We start from the raw sequence: 19465 nt of genomic DNA, 5'->3' as shown, positions 1-19465 counted from the left end.
ATTAAATCGAACTTTCAACTGCCTAATTTAAATAGTGGACTTTTTCAGTGCCCTCCCGTGTATGGTGGGTGTTTTTTGTGGTTGGGCAATTGCTTTAAATCGGGTGTAGGGGAGAACTGCTCGGGTGCGGGGAAACGCTCGGGTGCGAGGGGGAGTCGCTCGGGTATCGTGACGAATTGCTCAGGTTCAAGTGAAAACCGCTCGGGTATGCCGAAAAAGTGATCGTGTAACGCCCCAAATCGCTCGGGTATGCTAAAAAAGTGATCAGGTAGCACCTAAAACTGCTCGGGTAAGGAGAAAAAGTGATCAGGTAACGCCCCGAACCGCTCGGGTATGCCGAAAAAGTGATCGTGTAACGCCCCAAACCGCTCGGGTATACCGAAAAAGTGATCAGGTAACGCCCCGAATCGCTCGGGTAAGCCGAAAAAGTGATCGGGTAGCCCCTCGAACCGCTCGGGTATCATGAAGAATCGCGCAGGTCCGAGAAGAAACCCCCCTCAGCTCCAAGATCTACAAAAAACAACAGCTGATATGAGCGTATCAGCTGTTGTTTCGTAAGTGTAAGAGATTTAATTAAGGGTTCATCAAAAATATGATGAGGGGTGTCAATATTAGTACGTGTGGGGCACGTATATGACTATTACAGAATAGGCAAATGCTTATAGGTGGTTACATTTTTCACAAGTGTTGCTGTAGCATTCACTTTGTTCTTCAATTTTTTCACCGCATTCTGTGCATTGCTTTGCAGGTAGATTCTTGAAAAATTCAACTACGTTTTCTAACATTGTGGACTCCTCCTTTAAGTTCATCTGTACTATTACTGTTTTGATATTTTCTAGTGTATTATAACAGATGCTTTTCGTCAACACTAAATGCCTAATTTACGTTAAAATAAATATGGATATTTTGTGAAGGAGGAGACGTATTATGATATTCGTTGATAATAAAGGGATTCATGATCCACGCATTAATCTTGCCATTGAGGAGTATTTATTAAAAACGATGGATGTTGAGAAGGAGCCAGTGCTACTTTTTTACATTAATCAGCCTTCGATCATCATTGGTAAAAATCAAAATACTATCGAAGAGATTAATACAGATTATGTGGAGGATAATGGCATTATCGTTGTACGACGTCTTTCTGGTGGAGGCGCAGTGTATCATGATTTAGGGAACCTTAACTACAGTTTTATCACTAAAGACGATGGCGAAAGCTTTATGAATTATAAAAAGTTTACACAGCCTGTTGTTGAAGCACTTGCAAAAATGGGCGTTCATGCTGAGCTTTCAGGACGCAACGACATTTTAGCGGAAGGACGTAAAGTTTCTGGGAACGCACAGTTTTCGACAAAGGGTCGTATGTATAGCCACGGTACTTTAATGTTTGATACAGAAATTGATGCTGTTGTATCTGCTTTAAAGGTAAAGAAAGATAAAATTGAATCAAAGGGTATTAAATCAATTCGTTCGCGAGTGGCTAATATTTCTGAGTTCTTGAAGGAAAAGATGACGGTTGAAGAATTCCGCTTAGAAATTTTAAAATCGATTTTCGATGGTGAGGAAAATATTCGCTACTACGAGCTAACGGAAGAAGATTGGACAAATATACACAAGCTATCTGCTGAGCGTTATCAAACATGGGAGTGGAACTATGGCAAATCACCACGCTTCAATATTCAAAAAACGCATCGTTTCCCAACAGGAGGCATTGATATTCGCTTAGAAGTGAATCACGGAATTATTGAAGATGCGCATATTTTTGGTGATTTCTTTGGCGTGGGCGACATGGTAGATGTTGAACAACGATTAGTTGGGACAAACTATGATCGAACTGCAATCGCTGAGGCGTTAGCGGATATTGATATTCCAACATACTTTGGTGGAATTACGACAGAAGAGTTTCTACAATTAATTTATTAAGAGAATCTTGTGTTCAAAAGTAGAAGATTACTTTGTTAAAACGTGTGCTTTGAGTAAAGGTGATTGGAGTGGAGGCTAGGCGACTCCTTGGGGATCAGCGTCACAGATGAGACCCTGGAGCGAGCAGGCAGAGGAACGAAGGCTAAAAACATCACGTCCTGTGATAACGCCTTCGTGACCTACATCGTGTAGGCCCAAGCGGCTCATCGGACGCCCCAGGAAGCTCTGCTCTGTGCGAAAGCGAAGCGTCAGCAAATGTTTTATCTGTGCGAAAGCGAAGCGACAGCAACAACAAAGCGCCTAGCCGGAACGGAAATCACCCCTACGTTATGAGATGCCCCTTATTAAGGCAGAGGTATTTTGTAACAAATATCTTTAGCTAATGATTCGTGTTAACTTTTGCTACAAATGGTTCGCTGACAGTTATGTCAGTGGGCCTTTTTTGATACAATATAAGATAGAAAGGAGTGTTGGTATGGAGAAGCATCGAATATTTATTGTCGAAGATGATGTGAAGATTGCATCATTGCTCGCAGAAACGCTTAGAAAATATCAATACGAAGTTGAAACGATCCAAGAATTTGATCATCTTATTGATGAATTTACAGCATTTAATCCACATATGGTGTTGCTTGATATAAATTTACCTTCGTATGATGGCTATTATTGGTGTCGCCAACTACGTCAACATACAACTTGTCCTATTATTTTTATTTCGGCTCGATCTGGGGAAATGGATCAAATTTTCGCGCTTGAAAATGGGGGCGACGATTTTATTACGAAGCCATTTAATTATGAGATTGTACTGGCTAAAATCCGTAGTCACTTGCGTCGTACATATGGTGAATATGCAGCAAGACAAGAGGAACGGACAATTAAACAAGGACAGCTTATTCTTCATTTAGAAAGAATGGAGCTTCATAAAAATGATTTAGAGATTCCTCTTCAGAAAAAAGAATGTATCATTTTAGAACTATTAATGGGGAATGCGCCAAAAGTAGTGACGCGTGAGCAACTTTTAGAAGAGCTTTGGGACGATCAGGCATTTGTTGATGAAAATACATTGAACGTCAATATGACACGAGTACGTAAAAAGCTAGCGGATTATCATATTTCGTCATCAATTGAAACGGTACGCGGGGCAGGATATCGCTTTATATTAAGTGCAGGTGAGTTATAGTGGACTGGAAATTATTTTTACGTGATTACGCATCGTTCATCATTTTCCAGTTCTTTTTAGTCGGTTTCATCATGGTTCTATACTGGCTGGACGGCTTTCGAAATGTCGATACGGCTATTTATTCCTTCTGTATTAGTTTAGTGTTATTAGCCTCTTTTTTACTTATCCGCTATTTAATGCGCCAACGTTTTTTATTAAAAATATCGCACCTTCCTAAAAATATGGAGGATGTGTTACAAAAAAATGCTAAAACACCTGTGGCGATACAGTCCGAGAAATATATGCATGAACTATATCGACTATACCAGCATGAGCTGCATTCGTTATATGCAAGTCAAAAACGACATGATCAGTTTATGAATCAGTGGGTTCATCAAATGAAAACACCTATTTCCGTAATTGAGCTCTTATTACAGGATGAACGACCTCTTGATAAAAAGAATGTACAGGAGGAAATCGACCGCTTGCGTAGAGGCTTGGATATGGTGCTTGTAAATGCTCGATTAGAAAATTTTGAAGAGGATATGCAAGTAGAACAGGTTGCTTTAAAAACGATTGTTACTGCAACTGTTAATGAAAATAAACGTTTATTTATTACAAAGCGAGTTTTCCCGGAAATTCATATTGAGGATGACATAATTGTAGCGAGTGATTCAAAATGGCTTCGTTTTATTATCGGGCAATTCGTAACCAATGCGGTTAAATATACATTTGAAGCAAATAAAAAAATAGTGATTTCGGCCATTAAAAAGGATGACTGCGTACAGTTAGCCATTTGTGATGAAGGTATTGGAATTCCAGCTTCCGATCTATCCCGTGTCACTAAAGCCTTTTTTACTGGTGAGAATGGACGTAAAACCGGGGAATCCACAGGGATGGGCTTATATTTGGCTAAAGAAATCTGTGAAAAACTCGGTCATGAATTAAACATTACATCAGAGGTAGGAAAAGGAACTATTGTTACAGTGACATTTACGAAATAGGGGTGCAGAGATGGAAGAAGTACGCTTTGACGAGTGGGTTTTAAATATTGAAACTGAAAAAACAACGGCATTATACGAATCGCATAACGATGTTTGTGTGTGTTTATCCTGCCAAAATTTCCGTAAGGCTAGTCTTTTGCTTAATGGAGAAGTTATGCATTTTTCGAATAAGCTTGGGCTAGACTTACATAAACCAACTTTACTTAACGCTTTTCCTGTAGAAGGTGAACAAGTGATGTACAGTGGGCATTATACGATTTGTGGAGAAATAATCGAAGGTGAAATCGATGCCTGGGATGTAATTGTTGGAGAGCATTGCTTTAGTCTAGTGGAAGAGGATGGCAATGAGTCAGCCGTATTATTAACAGAGCCACATTTTCAAATTGGCTTTGAGGTAGTTTTGCAATGGCTTTTACCAGAATCCATGGAATTAATGAAGAAATAAGGTGAACAAGGTATGCCTATTTTACAAATAAAAGACGTGACGAAGGTCTATGAAGGCAAAGTAACTCATCGTGCCCTCAATCAACTAAGCTTTGATGTGGAGGAAGGTGAGTTTTTAGCAGTCATGGGTCCATCAGGAAGTGGAAAAACAACATTATTGAATATCATTTCTACGATTGATGAACCAACTAGTGGAGAAATCATTTTAGATGGCATGAATCCTCATATGCTGAATGCGACTGAGCTTGCCTATTTTAGAAGAAGACAACTTGGTTTCGTTTTTCAGGATTTTAATCTTTTGCATATGCTGACAGTGGAAGAGAATATTGTGCTGCCACTAACATTAGATCAACAGCCATTAGAAGTAATGGAAGAGCGTCTTGCAAGTATCGTGGAAAAACTTGATTTAACTTCTTTTTTGCATAAACGCCCAAATGAAATATCAGGTGGACAGGCACAAAGAACGGCAATTGGTCGAGCGCTTATTCATAATCCAAGTCTCATTTTAGCAGATGAGCCGACCGGCAATTTGGATTCGAATTCTTCGCGTGATGTACTTGAACTTTTAACGAAAATTAATCAAGATAAGCAAACGACGATTGTGATGGTAACACATGATCCAATTGCAGCTAGCTACTGTGATCGCGTGTTATTTATTAAAGATGGAGAATTTTTCAATGAAATTTACAAAGATGACCGTCGTCAAATGTTTTTCCAACGAATATTAAATGTTTTGAGCTTACTAGGAGGAGGACAAGTAGGTGACCTTTCGACAATTCGCTTACCGTAATGTCGTACGGAACAGCCGTATATACGGTGCCTTTTTCATGGCAAGCTTTTTTTCTGTGGCTGTGTTTTTTATCTATTCAATGCTCATGTTTCATCCGGATATTGAACGAGGGATTTTAGGAGAGACATCGTTAATTGGGATGGTCGGTGCGGAAATCGTACTCGTTCTTTTTACATTATTCTTTTTATATTATTCGATGAGTGCCTTTTTAGAGGCTAGATCACATGAGTTTGCGATTTTATTACATCTAGGAATGGAAAGACGCCAGATGAATAAGCTTGTCTTTTTGGAGACAATGATTATTGGATCGGGCTCTATTATTGTTGGAATTATATTTGGTTTCTCATTCTCGAAATTCTTTTTCATGATTGTCCGAGAAATTTTACATTTAGATAAATTGCCCATGTATGTTTCGTGGGAGCCATTTTTACTAACAATCGGTGTCTTTACAAGTGCTTTTGTAGTTATTTCCTTTATCAGTGTGTATTTTACACGTGAAAGAAAATTACGCGACCTTATTAAGGGAAGTGATTATTTAAATAGTGATTCAACTTATTCGAAAATCCGTGCAGTATATGGCATTGCCCTCATTTTATCAACATACGTACTAGCATTTATCGTGTCGAATACATCATTAATTGGATTAACATTATTAATCCCCCTGTCAGCAACCTTTGGAACATATTATTTTTTCAGTGATTCTGTACCTTGCTTTTTAGATAAAGCTCGGGGTAAACGAGAATATCATTGGCAACGCTATCGTCTCCTTTCGTTAGCTGAGCAAACACATATTATGAAGGATAATGTGAAAATGTTTTTTGTTGTAACGATGGTGTCAACAATGGCATTTTTATCGGTCGGTGTTTTAGCAACGATGTCTTCGTATACAACACAGTATGACCGTTTAAATCCTCTAGGGCTCGTTTATAAGGGAGATGTCGACAATCCGTATGAACGAAATCATATCGACTCTTTACGTATTCAATTAGAGGAGAAAGGTCTGTCCTACCATTTATCTCGCTTTGTTGTTGTAAAGCAAACGTCTTCTTTTACTCATAATGAGGTTGAAGTCTTTAGAGAATCGGATATGAATGTATTGCTGTCGTCCTTTAGTTATCCATTACTTGACTTGTCTGCCGGAGAAGCAGTGTTTATACCCTATTCAGAAGAATCCTTGAAAAAACTAAAAAATAAAGTTGTGCATACTGTGTTGGAGGAAAATTCTATTCCGTTAACTATTGATAGCGTATATCCTAAAATAGTATTCCCAGGCTCTATTGTTAGTGTCAATTCAATTGTGATAAGCGACGAGGATTTTGCAAGACTCATCAAGCCGCTTGCCAATAAAAATGTTTTGCAGCCAACCTATCATTTATTTACATTCTATATTCCTCAGTGGATGGAATCGAAAGATATCGGCCAGGACATAGACGAGTTAGCAGCATCTCAAGATATTAATAAGAAGGGTAAATTTAGCCCATTTTACTTTGAAAATGCAGGATTAAATTATTCTTATGTAATAGCTACTTACTCATTATTTACATTAGTTGGTGTCTTAGTAGCATCGGTATTTTTATTAGCAGCAGGTAGCTTCGTTTACTTTAAATTGCATGCCTCTCTTGAAAGAGAAAAGCGTAAATTCGATGTCTTAAAGCGAATGGGCTTAACAGATACGGAGCTCAAAAAGCTTGTGAATCGTCATTTATTCCCACAATTTTTCTTGCCGTGGGGTGTTGCAATGATGCATAGTGCTTTTGCTTTTCTTATGGTTCAAGGCATCTTAAAGGATATTGCTAATATTTCCATTGTAAAAGAAGTTTTCTTTGCTTTTGGTTTTTTTGTTTTAATACAAATAGTCTATTTTTACTTGATTCGTTGGCGATACATCTCGCATATTCGTTCGTGATAAAAACGCGCGAAAGAGAAAAAAATGAGTTATTTGACGTAATTTCTGACATGAAATAAAAAGTTTCGTTGTCTTTTAGATATATTTCTTATATAATATTACTGAATAACGATTCATTTTATCTTCGTTCAGTAGAAGACTCTCACCTCTTAGTTGGTGAGATGAATGCGGATGGGGGTTCCTTTTCGGAGGGTGTCCGAACAACTACTGAATGAAGATAAAGCCTCCGGCGAATGTCACGGATTTTCAAAGGAATGAATTGTGCGAGCACAATTCAAAATCCGGACTCAATTACGCCAAGGCGAAATTGATACGATAAAGGGGATGGTGTAATTGAATTTAGTTTCAAGTGTTCGTCAACAAGCAGTAGAGCAGCCAGATAAAATTGCGTATCATTTTATGGGGAAAGATACGACATTCGGTGAGTTTGAGCACACTGTTGGTCGCTTTGCTAAGGGGTTACAAGAATTAGGGGTTGAAAAAGGGGACCATGTGGCGTTTTTACTCGGCAATACACCACATTATTTAATTGCGTTATATGCAACAATGCGTATAGGGGCAACGGCAATTCCGATTAATCCAATTTATACGCCGGATGAAATTTCGTATATTTTGCATAATGGTGATGTAAAAGCTGTTATTGCACTTGATGCACTTCTTCCGTTAGTAGAAATGGGTGTACAAGCTTTTCCACAAATAAAAACATTTGTTGTTTGTGAAACAACAGCAGATGTTGCTGAAAAAGTAGCTACTTTATCCGAAGAGGCACAGGCAAAAACTCATTTATTTTTACAAGTTATAGCTAGTGCATCGGAATCTTTACAACCAATAGAAGTAGCAGACGATGATAATGCAATTATTTTATATACTTCAGGTACAACAGGTACTCCGAAGGGCGCAATGCTGACACATGGAAATGTCTATTCAAATGCACGAGATGTTGCGGATTATCTAGGCTATAAATCAGATGATCGTATTATTGCTACATTACCAGTTTTCCATGTATTTGCGTTAACTGTTGTCGTCAACGCACCTTTATTGAGTGGAGCAACAGTTTTACTTGTACCACGTTTTAGTCCAACTGAAGTTTTTAAAATAACGAAGGAACAAAAAGCAACAGTCTTTGCTGGTGTACCAACTATGTATAACTTCCTGTATCAATTACCAGAAGGCAACCCTGAAGATTTCTCAACAATACGCCTAGCGATTTCAGGTGGTGCGTCTTTACCGGTAGCACTATTACATAATTTCGAGAAGAAATTTAATGTGCGTGTTTCGGAAGGCTATGGCTTATCAGAAGCTTCACCGGTAACATGCTTTAATCCATTGGATCGTGATCGTAAAGCAGGTTCTATCGGTACATCCATTTCCAATGTTAAAAATAAGGTAGTGGATACTAACGGTCAAGAAGTGCCTGTTGGTGAAGTAGGAGAACTAATTGTTCAAGGACCTAACGTTATGAAGGGCTATTATAAATTGCCTGAAGAAACAGCGATGGTTTTACGCGATGGCTGGCTATATACAGGTGACTTAGCTAAAGTTGACGAAGAAGGGTATATTTTCATCGTTGACCGTAAAAAAGATATGATTATTGTAGGGGGATATAATGTATATCCAAGAGAGGTTGAAGAAGTACTCTTTGCTCATAATAATATCGTTGAAGCGGCAGTTGTAGGCTACCCAGATCCTAATTTAGGTGAGGCTGTTCATGCATATGTTGTCTTAAAAGACGTAGCGGCAACTTCAACAGACGACCTTCTTGCATACTGTGCAAAACATATGGTGAAATACAAGGTCCCTAAAGTAATTGAAATTATAGATGAATTACCGAAAAATACGACAGGGAAAATTTTACGTCGTTCATTAAAAGATAACAAAGTAGAGGCTAGAACATAACAGCCCAAAACTATAAAAAGCGCGAGAAATCAATTTTAGAAACGTTGATTTCTCGCGCTTTTCTGATGTGAAATTTTTTAACTTCTTTTGGTAAGTGTCTTTTGTAACGAAAGTGAAACGGCAGTTACAGAAGTCTCAAACCTCTATTCCTTGGGGATTAGCGTCACAGATGAGACCCTTCAGCGAGCTACGGAGTGAAGCGGCTCATCGGACGCCCCCAGGAAGCTTTGCTCTGTGAGAAAGCGAAGCGTCAGCAACAAATGTTTTCTGTAGCGAAAGCGAAGCGTCAGCTCCAAAGCGCCCAGTTGGAACGGAAATCAACTAATATATCTATATGTTTTTTATAGTTATGTTGATGCTTTTTAATATACGCATGCAGTTGATCTTCACTTAATCCAAAAGATTGACGAATGTTATTTAATTCTTTTGCGGTCTGCTTCAATTCTTTTGTATCATTAGATTTTTTCGCTTTTTGGTAGCAACGTAATTGTTTAAAGGTAGTGTTTTGATTCTTGCATGAAAGTATATTGTTTTACTGCATAAGACAAAGTCGTATTATAGAGTGTACGGGCAATTTCAAAACGTTTTAATAGGATATCCTTTTGCCATGTATCTATAAGTAACTTGAGTTCTATAATAAAACAATCTTTCTTCCATTTCGTCATTACCCGTCACTCCTTTATTTTAGGAATGAAGCTCAATTCTGTGATAAAATCAAACTTGTGAAAACTACATACTTTTTAAAGGCTTGTCATATAGTGAGGGAGTAGTAACACCACAGACGGTAAACAAGAGTGGAACCCTTTAGTGTCTAGCTACGTCAAAGCTTTTAGAAAATTTAATTGAAAGAGAGCATACAAAAAAATGATAGATATCATCAAGGAATTAATTAGTTTTATTATGCATATCGATGTGCATTTAGAAGAAATCATTCGTGATTTTGGTAATTGGAGTTATCTCATTTTATTTGCAATTGTTTTTGTTGAAACAGGTGTCGTAATTTTCCCGTTCCTTCCAGGTGATTCATTGCTTTTTGCAAGTGGTACATTTGCAGCAGCAATGGGTGCATTTGATATGTGGATCTTAATTCCAGTGTTTTTAGCAGCAGCAATTTTAGGGGATACGATGAACTATCATATTGGTCATAAAGTAGGGACATCTATTCCACCAAAGAGCTTCCTCGGTAGAGTTGTTAAAAAAGAACGTATGGAGGCTGCAGAAAAATTCTTTAATAAGCACGGTGGAAAAACAATTGTCATCGCGCGCTTTATGCCATTCATCCGTACATTCATACCATTTATTGCCGGAGCAAGTAAAATGAAGTATAGCTACTTCATCATGTATAACGTTGTAGGTGCAGTGTTATGGGTATGTAGCTGTACATTCCTAGGTTATTTCTTTGGTAATATTCCGATTATTAAAGATAACTTCTCAACGGTTCTTATCTTAATTATCTTTCTTTCAGTTGTACCAGCGGTTATTGGTGCTATTAAATCAAAAGCAAGTGGAAAATAAAAAGGACAGTCCAAATGTGATAAAAAATCACTTTGGACTGTCTTTATTTTTTTACTACCTTATAAATAGTACAAGACCTTGGGAATCTTCAAGAACCGTGCTACGTGGTATGTCGATAATTAAAACATTTGAATAGGAAAAGTTCATTGCGTAAGGTTCTTGTCTAGCTCATGATTAAGTCACAGATGAGACCCTGGAGCAAGCCAAGCGAGTGAAGCGGCTCATTGGACACCCACAGGAAGCTTTGTGCGAAAGCGAAGCGTCAGCTACAAAGCGCCCAATCGGAACAGAAATCAACCACACATTATGGTGATAATCCATTTTCTTGTAAAGGATGTTAGTTAATGCAAGGAGACTTTTAGACAATTACTTGAATGATAAGCAGATAGTAATTAAAAATGCTATAATATAAAATACTAGAAAATGGAGAAATGGGGGGCAGCGAAATGGAAGTATTTATTGGCAGACAGCCTATTTTTAATCTTCATGAACAAGTCGTTGCATATGAATTATTATATCGTAGCAAAAATGCGAATGCTTTTCCGATGGTCGATTCAGATGCTGCAACAATTGACGTAATAGTAAACTCATTTCTTTCAATTGGCATTGAAGAGGTAACAAAAGGTAAGCCTAGTTTTGTTAATTTTACAGAAAACTTGCTGATGAGTTCGATAAACGAGTCCTTAAATCCATCGCAAGTTGTTATTGAGATTTTAGAGGACGTTCCTCTTACACCTCAGTTAGTAGAGAGAGTCATTGAGTTGAAATCATTTGGGTTTAAAATCGCATTAGATGATTTTATTTTGGATGATGAGGTAAAAGTTTATGATGAGTTATTTGCTTATATCGATTATATAAAAGTTGATTTTTTATTGTCCCCATTACTGGAGCGAATGGAAATTGAAAATAAAGTGAAAGAAAATTTCCCTCACATAAAATTGCTCGCTGAAAAGGTCGAGACACGTAATCAATTTGAAGTTGCAAAGCATTCTGGCTATGAATTATTTCAAGGCTATTTTTTTGAACAGCCGCAAATAATTACAACAACCGATATACCAGCTAATACTATTCAATATTTATATATTATTACGCTATTAAAAGAAGAGGAACCTAATGTCCAGTTATTAACTGATAATATTGAACGTGATATTTCATTGACATATAAATTATTGCAAATGATTAATAATTCAGAGAAGCGTTATAAATCCAAGGTTCGTTCGATAAAACAAGCGATTGTATTACTCGGCGTTTCAGATTTACGAAAGTGGATTTATTTATTGGCGATGCGAGAAATTGATAAGAATGCTGATAATGATATTTTTAAAGAAGTCATGCGTACATCGTTATTTAGAGCAAAAGTTTGTGAGAAATTAGCCAAACTTTCCTATAAGAAGAACTTCTCTGAATATTTTTTAGTTGGAATGTTTTCACTGATAGATACTTTGCTGCAAAGACCGATGAATGTTATTTTACAGCAGCTACCTTTTTCAGAAGACATATCAGAAACGATTTTAGGTAATCAAACTGAAATGGCACCATATCTTGAATTCAGTATTGCGTTAAGCAAATTAGATTGGCCTACCTTAGAAAAATTAGCTTCTCAGCTCAACATCGATTTATCAAACATTGATCAGTTATACCATGAAGCTATGGAGTGGGCAGAAAAATCTTCTTTATAAAAACAAGAGCCAATCAACTAATCCACATGAATATCATCTATAACTTTCAATGATGAACTAGAGAATAGAAATAAGCTATCTAAAATTTGCTCTTTAAGGTAGCTTATTTTTTGTGTTTTTAAATTAATGGTCATAAGTGTAATACATAATGCAAATTATAAAAATACATGTTTCCTTCATCAAGTCGAAGTTCTCAATACATGAACTATTTGCTATAATCATTTCGTCTTGAAAAAATTCTGATAGTTGAAGTGGACGTGGAAGAAATGAATCTAACAAATGATGTAAGGGAAAGCGTTATAGAATATGTGTACGTCATTGTTGGTGCGGCGATTATTGCCATTGGCTTTAATGTATTTTTACTGCCAAATCAAGTGGCCTCTGGCGGTGTAAGCGGGATTAGTACAATTTTACACGGTTTATTTGGCTGGAATCCTGGTTATGTACAGTATGCATTTAATATTCCATTATTTATAGCAGGTGTATTATTTCTTGGAAAAAAGTTTGGAATAAAATCATTTGTTGGAACAGTGACATTACCGCTTATTGTTTTACTAACGAATAGTTGGGAGCCTTGGACTGATAATCCTTTACTTGGTGCACTTTTTGGGGGAATTGTTGTCGGTTTAGGAATAGGGCTTGTCTTTAAGGGGAATGCTTCTACTGGTGGCACTGATTTATTAGCGCAAATTATTACAAAGTATACCGGAATATCGCTTGGTACAAGTGTACTATTAATTGATGGGATTATCGCAATTAGTGCAGCAATTGTTTTTGACTTAGAGAAAGGTTTGTATGCCCTGATTGGACTTTATGTCACTACTAAAACCATCGATATTATTCAGCTAGGCTTTAGTCAATCAAAAATGGTTTATATAATTACGTTAAAGCAAGATGAGGTGCGTGATGCCATTTATGCTGAAATTAATCGTGGAGTAACAAAGTTGCCTGCAATCGGTGGCTATACAGGGGAAGCACGACCAGTACTTATGGTTGTTGTTTACCAAACAGAGTTCACAAAGCTGAAACAACTCATTAAAAGCGTTGACCCATCAGCGTTTGTCATTGTTTCTGATGCATATGAGGTGTTAGGGAAAGGTTTCAAACGTGCATAAATTTGGTATAATATTTTGGAAAGATTTTTATTAATTTAAGGAGGGGTACTAATGAAAAAAGTAATGTTAACATTAGTGTTCGGATCTGCAATCTTTTTAGCTGCTTGTGGCGGCGGAGAAAAAGCAACAAAAGAAAGTGCAAAAACAACTACTCCAGATGGAGAAGCAATCGCTATGAAATCTTGTATTACTTGCCACGGTGGTGAACTACAAGGTCAAGGGAATGCACCAGCAATTAAAGATGTAGGTTCTCGTTTATCAGAAAAAGAAATTTTAGATGTTATTAACAATGGTAAAGGTGCAATGCCTGCTGGTGTAGTTAAAGGTGCAGATGCAGAAGCAGTTGCCAAATGGTTAGCTACTCAAAAATAAAGCAATATAGAAACTAGCGGATTTGGAGAACCGCTAGTTTTTTATGTTTTGTGGAGTATTTTTCTGTCAGCGAATAGAGAGTAAATTCATTTCTTTTATACATAGACATGCTAAAATAAAGTGAAACTGCAATCAGTGGAGCTGATTGCTAGTTAAACCAATCGGGAGATCTACAGCGAATGGGGGCTACTAATATTGGTCGTAGTATTAACAAGAGACGTAATGGAGAAATTTAAGTTAGAACTATTAGCTGGTGAGGAAGGAATAGGAAGGACGATTGTCACTAGTGATATTTCAAGACCGGGGCTTGAGATGGCGGGGTATTTTACGCACTATCCTGCGAATCGAGTACAATTACTTGGGAAAACAGAACTTTCCTTTTTTGAAATGTTACCTGCTGATGTGAAACTGGAGCGTATGCGTTTACTGTGTTCGCAGGATACGCCTGCGATTATTATTTCTCGTGATTTAGAGGTACCTACGGAGCTTCTACAGGCGTCCAATGAAAAACATGTACCTGTCTTTAAAACACATATGACAACGACGAAGTTTTCGAGTAGGCTGACAAACTATTTAGAGGGTTGTTTTGCACCAATGACTGCTGCTCACGGAGTTTTAGTCGATGTGTACGGCATCGGTGTGCTAATTATCGGAAAAAGTGGTGTAGGGAAAAGTGAGACAGCACTTGAACTTGTTAAGAAGGGGCACCGCTTAGTGGCCGATGATTGTGTGGAAATTCGTCAAGAATCAGAGAATTTTTTAATTGGTAGTCCACCACCTCTTTTAGAACATTTATTAGAAATTAGAGGGATTGGCATTATCGATATTATGACGCTTTTTGGTGCGAGTGCGGTGCGACCATACAAACGTATTACGTTAATTATTGAACTAGAAATTTGGGACCCGGAAAAGGTATACGATCGCTTAGGTCTAGAAGAAGAGAAAATGAAAATCATCGATACAGAACTGACGAAATTAACGATTCCTGTAAGACCTGGGCGCAATGTGTCTGTTATTATTGAAGTAGCTGCCATGAATTACCGTTTGAAAAAGATGGGGGTTAATGCGGCTGAGGAGTTTTCAAGGCGACTTGATGAAGTAATTTCTTCAACAGATGAGTTAGATGATTAATGGTTATCTTCATTCACTAAATGTTTAGTGTAGCGACAGTTATAGGAGACTCTCACCTCTGAAGATAGTGAGAGGAATGAGGATGTGATTCTTAATTACGCCAAAGAAATTAGGATACAATAACCTAAGTAATAGAAGGATAATGAGAGGAGCATAAGATGGATTTATTACTATTAGAAATTGATCCGATTGCGTTTCATTTAGGACCTATCGAAGTTCGTTGGTATGGGTTGCTAATCGTATCGGGTATTATTTTAGCTTATTTTGTAGGACAAAGAGAGGCTATGAAACGAGGCTTACCGGAGGAGTTTCTTGCGGATTTATTACTTTGGGCTGTTCCTATATCCATAGTATGCGCACGTATTTACTATGTATCGATGCGTTGGGATTATTATGGTCAAAACCCAGAGAAGATTATTGAGATTTGGAATGGTGGTATCGCTATTCACGGAGCTCTTATTGGGGCATTTGTGACAGCTTACATATTCACTCGTAGAAGAAATATAAGCTTTTTACGAGTAGCGGATATTGCGGCACCAAGTATTTTAATTGGACAAATAATTGGTCGATGGGGAAATTTTATGAACCAAGAGGCTTATGGTGGTCCAGTATCACGTGAATTTTTAGAAAATCTAAGGCTGCCTGATTGGATTATTAATCAAATGTATATTGAAGAATTAGGAACGTATGTACATCCTACATTCTTATATGAATCCTTATGGAATTTCGTTGGGCTAATCATTTTATTAGTATTACGCAAAGTAAATTTAAATCGTGGGGAAATTTTCTTCGGCTATATAATTTGGTATTCAATTGGTCGTTTCTATATAGAGGGCATGCGTACAGATAGCCTATATTTAGTAGGAGATTTACGCTCAGCACAGGTTGTTTCAATAATTGGTATTGTTGTAGGTCTTGTGGCAATTATTTACAGACGTATAACAGTAAAGCCACCAGTAAAGTATTTGGATGATAAATAGGGGGGCAAGGGCATGGCTGTAAAGGCATTACTATTTGACTTTGATGGTACATTACTCAATACAAATGATTTAATCATTCAAACATTTATGCATGTTTTAAACGAGCGATTTCCCGGGCAATATTCGCCAAAAGATTGCCTAAAATTCCTTGGGCCGTCCTTGAAACAGACAATGAGTGACATTGCTCCTGGTGAAGAGGATGCAATGATTGCTAAATACCGCAAATATAATGAATTACATCACGATGAGCTTGTCACTCAATATCCTGATGTTGTATCAACTTTAGAGCAATTAAAGGCTATGGGTATCAAGTTAGCGATTGTGTCTACAAAGCGTAATGGGATGATTGACCGTGGTCTATCTGTGCTAGGTGCAAGTCATTTATTTGACATCCGTATTGGCACGGATGATGTGAAAAATGTAAAGCCTGACCCAGAACCAGTTTTGCTTGCCCTTGAACGCCTTGGTGTAAACAAGGAAGAGGCCATGATGATTGGCGACAATTCACACGATATTGAAGCAGGACACAACGCTGGAATTAGAGCGGCTGGTGTCGCATGGGCTTTTAAAGGTGAGGAATACTTACAGCAGTTCAAGCCAGAATATATGTTGCATCATATGACGGATTTACTTGAAATTGTGAAAGAGGGGTAAGTAAATGGCACGTAAAACAGAACGCTACCGTGTCGAAGGAGCAAATTCGCTTTGGAATATTTATGATACGGTGTCCTTTTGGAAGGTGATGAAGTGTTTCGTTGTCATTCAAATTGGACGCTTCACACCATTTTTACGTGTGAAAAACTGGTTGTATCGAACTTTTTTAAAGATGGAAATTGGAGAAAAAACTTCATTAGCTCTTATGGTTATGCCAGATACAATGTTTCCAGAACGAATTCACATCGGTGACAATACGGTTATAGGTTTCAGTACAACTATTTTGGCGCATGAGTATTTAATAGAGGAGTATCGTCTGGGAGATGTTTATATTGGCAATGAAGTAATGGTTGGTGCCAATTCAACGATACTACCAGGTGTTACGATAGGTGACGGTGCGATTGTTTCAGCTGCAACCCTTGTCCATAAGGATGTGCCAGCTGGCTGTCTTGCAGGCGGTAATCCTATGCAAATTATTTATACAGCTGAACAAATGGCGGAGCGTAAACGCAATGAAGTAGTGGAATGGAGCACGCCAAAAAAATAATAATATCTACACTGTGCATGCTTTACTGTGCACAGTTTTTTGCTGTTGAAAAACTATTGTAACAACGAAATTAAATTTATAAAGGTTCTTGATTGGAGTGGAAGGCTACTCGACTCCCGTGGGAAAGCGAGACAGGCGAGACCCTGCACGGAGCGGAAGCGGAGGAAGCGGCTCGACGCTCGCCCACTGGAAGCCTTGCTTTGCGCGAAAGCGAAGCGTCAGCGACAAAGCGAGTAGCCTGGAACGGAAATCACTCGCCAAAAAATTCATATAGATTTCCTTGACGATTTTATTTTCAACACCTTAAACTGTGCAAGCCACACTACGCACAATTTTTTGTCTAAAGATTTACTTGTTTAAGGAGAAATAAGCTTACACAGTTGAATAAAGTTTCAATTTTTTTATTTTTACGTATAATTAACAGAATAATCAGTAATGAAATTATTCGATAATTCATAAGGAGTTGCATTGACGGAAAGGAAGAAATAAGTTAGAATTCTTTCATAATCTAATTCTCTAATACTCTAGTGAATTAAAGTGAAACGTGAGGAAGTGTCAAAATGTCGTCGATTAAAATGTTTGAGAAACCACTTGGAATGCGCGATACATTTCCGCAAATATACGAAAAGGTAGAGGCCGTAAGAAATACTGGGCGAGACTTTTTATGCAGTAGGGGCTTTGCATTTATTAAGACACCTGCAGTAGAGTATTTTGATACAGTCGGTAAAGCATCAGCAATAGCCGATGCGCATTTATTTAAGTTAGTAGATAGCCAAGGAAACACGTTAGTACTACGACCTGATATGACAACACCGATTGCTCGTGTTGCAACATCAAAATTATTAAAAGAGATGATTCCATTACGCCTTGCTTATTTTGCTAGTGTCTTTCGTGCACAAGAGGCAGAAGGTGGACGACCAGCAGAATTTGATCAGATGGGGATCGAGTTAATTGGAGACAATTCTGTGTTTGCTGATGCTGAAGTTATTGTTACGGCAATGGAGTTATTACAGCAATTTGGATTAGCGAAATTTAAAGTTACTATCGGCCATGCAGGGATATTAAATTGCATTTTACAAGATTATACAGAAAGCCTTGAACAACAAAATATACTTCGAACACTTCTAGTGCAGCGCAATTATGTAGGGTTTGAAGAAGCAGTGGAATCATTTGATTTACCTAAAACGAAATCTGATGCATTACTACAATTTATTGAAGAAGCTATGAATGTGAAAGAAATCCAAGATATTGAAAAATATGTGCGGAAAAATGACGCATTAGAATATATGCAACAGCTCGCTAAACTACTTGAAGTAGCAGATTTAGCGGATTATGTGGCCTTTGATTTTACACTTTCTAGTCATATGAGCTATTACACAGGCATGTTATTTGAAGTGTTTGCAACAGGCAGTGGCTTTCCATTAGGTAATGGTGGGCGTTATGACGGATTGCTTGAGGTGTTTGGCTCAAAAGTAGGCGCAACAGGATTTAGTATTCGTGTTGATCGCTTACTAGAAACACTTCATGGGCAATCTGATAAACGACAAGAGGCTACAGTGGTGCTATTTGAGGAACAACAATTTGAAGCGGCTCTTGCAAAGGTACAGACGCTTCGAGCTGCTGGTAAACAGGCTACCTTACAGTTAAGAAATAGCCTAGTTGATGAAGAAGCTTTTTTAGCACACTTTACAGAAGTAGTTGTTGTGGGACAGGAGGACGTTAGCGGTGAATGAATTAACGATTGCTATGCCAAAGGGACGTATTTTTGATGAGGCATACCAAATGCTATTAGAAGCTGGCTTTAATTTACCAGAAGAAGTCGAAATGTCCCGTAAATTAATGCTTGAAATTCCAGAAGAGAAAATTCGTTTTATACTAGCAAAGCCAATGGATGTTCCTGTTTATGTAGAGCACGGTGTAGCGGATATTGGGATCGCTGGGAAGGATGTTTTGTTAGAACAGCAACGACAAGTACATGAATTACTTGATTTAAAAATAAGTGCATGTTATATCGCATCAGCAGGTTTACCTAATACTACGATGAATGAAATCGCCCCAAGAATCGCAACAAAATATCCTAATATTGCAATGAAATATTATAAGGGCATTGGGGAGCAAGTTGAAATTATTGAGTTAAATGGATCAATTGAATTGGCGCCTATGATTGGCTTAGCAGATCGCATTGTCGATATTGTATCAACAGGACGGACGCTGAAGGAAAATGGTTTAGTGGAATATGAATTTATTACGGATGTGTCATCGAGGTTAATTGCTAATCCAGTAAGCTATCGTATGAAGGGAGAACGCATTATCGACCTTGTGAAACGTTTAAAGAAATGTGTTAAATAAATCA

General features: G+C 37.8%; 21 protein-coding genes. 19 read left to right on the top strand and 2 right to left on the bottom strand.

The features are described 5' to 3' along the window. Nucleotides 1-659: 659 nt before the first annotated feature. Nucleotides 660-785, bottom strand: a complete 126-nt coding sequence (yhfH, locus tag QRN68_RS15900; RefSeq protein ID WP_012292204.1) for a protein YhfH — start codon at nucleotides 783-785, stop codon at nucleotides 660-662. A gap of 142 nt (nucleotides 786-927) precedes the next feature. Between yhfH and lplA the strand changes: the two genes are divergently transcribed. The 8 genes from lplA (at nucleotide 928) to QRN68_RS15860 (ending at nucleotide 9466) form a co-directional block, all read left to right on the top strand. Next, the gene (lplA, locus tag QRN68_RS15895) at nucleotides 928-1920 is read left to right on the top strand and encodes a lipoate--protein ligase (protein WP_285397876.1); all 993 of its coding nucleotides are present in this window, start codon (nucleotides 928-930) and stop codon (nucleotides 1918-1920) included. Nucleotides 1921-2395: 475 nt separating this feature from the next. After that, nucleotides 2396-3100, top strand: coding sequence for a response regulator transcription factor (locus QRN68_RS15890; RefSeq protein ID WP_285397875.1), 705 nt, complete (start codon nucleotides 2396-2398; stop codon nucleotides 3098-3100). After that, complete coding sequence (locus QRN68_RS15885) at nucleotides 3100-4083, top strand: sensor histidine kinase (protein WP_285397874.1); 984 nt, start codon at nucleotides 3100-3102, stop codon at nucleotides 4081-4083. The genes QRN68_RS15890 and QRN68_RS15885 overlap by 1 nt, the downstream gene beginning before the upstream one ends. Nucleotides 4084-4093: 10 nt before the next feature. Continuing rightward, nucleotides 4094-4528 carry a hypothetical protein gene (locus QRN68_RS15880; protein ID WP_285397873.1) on the top strand — a complete coding sequence of 145 codons (435 nt, stop codon included), beginning with the start codon at nucleotides 4094-4096 and terminating at the stop codon, nucleotides 4526-4528. Between the two features lie 12 nt (nucleotides 4529-4540). After that, nucleotides 4541-5317: an ABC transporter ATP-binding protein gene (locus QRN68_RS15875; RefSeq protein WP_285397871.1), complete on the top strand. Its 777-nt coding sequence runs from the start codon at nucleotides 4541-4543 to the stop codon at nucleotides 5315-5317. Further along, entirely contained in the window at nucleotides 5289-7223 is a 1935-nt protein-coding gene (locus QRN68_RS15870) for an FtsX-like permease family protein (RefSeq protein ID WP_285397870.1), read from the top strand. Before QRN68_RS15875 ends, QRN68_RS15870 begins: the two co-directional genes overlap by 29 nt. Nucleotides 7224-7556: 333 nt before the next feature. Then, on the top strand, nucleotides 7557-9119 hold the full coding sequence (locus QRN68_RS15865) for a fatty acid--CoA ligase family protein (protein WP_285397869.1): 1563 nt from the start codon (nucleotides 7557-7559) through the stop codon (nucleotides 9117-9119). A 194-nt stretch (nucleotides 9120-9313) separates the two neighbouring features. Beyond that, nucleotides 9314-9466, top strand: a complete 153-nt coding sequence (locus QRN68_RS15860) for a hypothetical protein (RefSeq protein WP_285397868.1) — start codon at nucleotides 9314-9316, stop codon at nucleotides 9464-9466. A 144-nt stretch (nucleotides 9467-9610) separates the two neighbouring features. Here the strand turns inward: QRN68_RS15860 and QRN68_RS15855 are convergent, their stop codons facing one another. Continuing rightward, the gene (locus QRN68_RS15855; RefSeq protein WP_285397867.1) at nucleotides 9611-9784 is read right to left on the bottom strand and encodes a hypothetical protein; all 174 of its coding nucleotides are present in this window, start codon (nucleotides 9782-9784) and stop codon (nucleotides 9611-9613) included. A gap of 202 nt (nucleotides 9785-9986) precedes the next feature. On the opposite strand from QRN68_RS15855, the gene QRN68_RS15850 reads away from it, so the two are divergent. From QRN68_RS15850 to hisG, 11 genes are all read left to right on the top strand, one after another. Then, the gene (locus tag QRN68_RS15850; RefSeq protein ID WP_285397877.1) at nucleotides 9987-10634 is read left to right on the top strand and encodes a VTT domain-containing protein; all 648 of its coding nucleotides are present in this window, start codon (nucleotides 9987-9989) and stop codon (nucleotides 10632-10634) included. 446 nt (nucleotides 10635-11080) lie between these two features. Then, on the top strand, nucleotides 11081-12313 hold the full coding sequence (locus QRN68_RS15845; RefSeq protein WP_285397866.1) for an EAL and HDOD domain-containing protein: 1233 nt from the start codon (nucleotides 11081-11083) through the stop codon (nucleotides 12311-12313). A gap of 266 nt (nucleotides 12314-12579) precedes the next feature. After that, complete coding sequence (locus QRN68_RS15840) at nucleotides 12580-13428, top strand: YitT family protein (protein WP_285397865.1); 849 nt, start codon at nucleotides 12580-12582, stop codon at nucleotides 13426-13428. Between the two features lie 51 nt (nucleotides 13429-13479). Next, nucleotides 13480-13800 carry a cytochrome c551 gene (gene cccB, locus QRN68_RS15835; protein WP_285397864.1) on the top strand — a complete coding sequence of 107 codons (321 nt, stop codon included), beginning with the start codon at nucleotides 13480-13482 and terminating at the stop codon, nucleotides 13798-13800. Nucleotides 13801-13995: 195 nt separating this feature from the next. After that, nucleotides 13996-14931 carry an HPr(Ser) kinase/phosphatase gene (hprK, locus tag QRN68_RS15830; RefSeq protein ID WP_285397863.1) on the top strand — a complete coding sequence of 312 codons (936 nt, stop codon included), beginning with the start codon at nucleotides 13996-13998 and terminating at the stop codon, nucleotides 14929-14931. A 158-nt stretch (nucleotides 14932-15089) separates the two neighbouring features. Continuing rightward, nucleotides 15090-15911 (top strand): prolipoprotein diacylglyceryl transferase, encoded by an 822-nt coding sequence (gene lgt, locus QRN68_RS15825; protein WP_285397862.1) that lies wholly within the window; start codon nucleotides 15090-15092, stop codon nucleotides 15909-15911. 12 nt (nucleotides 15912-15923) lie between these two features. Next, on the top strand, nucleotides 15924-16565 hold the full coding sequence (gene ppaX / locus QRN68_RS15820) for a pyrophosphatase PpaX (RefSeq protein WP_285397861.1): 642 nt from the start codon (nucleotides 15924-15926) through the stop codon (nucleotides 16563-16565). 4 nt (nucleotides 16566-16569) lie between these two features. Next, nucleotides 16570-17112, top strand: coding sequence for an acyltransferase (locus tag QRN68_RS15815; protein WP_285397860.1), 543 nt, complete (start codon nucleotides 16570-16572; stop codon nucleotides 17110-17112). A gap of 92 nt (nucleotides 17113-17204) precedes the next feature. Beyond that, nucleotides 17205-17396 carry a hypothetical protein gene (locus QRN68_RS15810; protein WP_285397859.1) on the top strand — a complete coding sequence of 64 codons (192 nt, stop codon included), beginning with the start codon at nucleotides 17205-17207 and terminating at the stop codon, nucleotides 17394-17396. 276 nt (nucleotides 17397-17672) lie between these two features. After that, nucleotides 17673-18845, top strand: a complete 1173-nt coding sequence (locus tag QRN68_RS15805; RefSeq protein WP_285397858.1) for an ATP phosphoribosyltransferase regulatory subunit — start codon at nucleotides 17673-17675, stop codon at nucleotides 18843-18845. Beyond that, entirely contained in the window at nucleotides 18838-19461 is a 624-nt protein-coding gene (gene hisG, locus QRN68_RS15800; RefSeq protein WP_285397857.1) for an ATP phosphoribosyltransferase, read from the top strand. The genes QRN68_RS15805 and hisG overlap by 8 nt, the downstream gene beginning before the upstream one ends. Nucleotides 19462-19465 lie beyond the last annotated feature (4 nt).

Origin of the sequence: Lysinibacillus sp. fls2-241-R2A-57 (assembly GCF_030209535.1) — a bacterium.
Lineage (GTDB): Bacteria > Bacillota > Bacilli > Bacillales_A > Planococcaceae > Lysinibacillus.
This window is presented reverse-complemented; position numbering and strand designations above follow the sequence as displayed.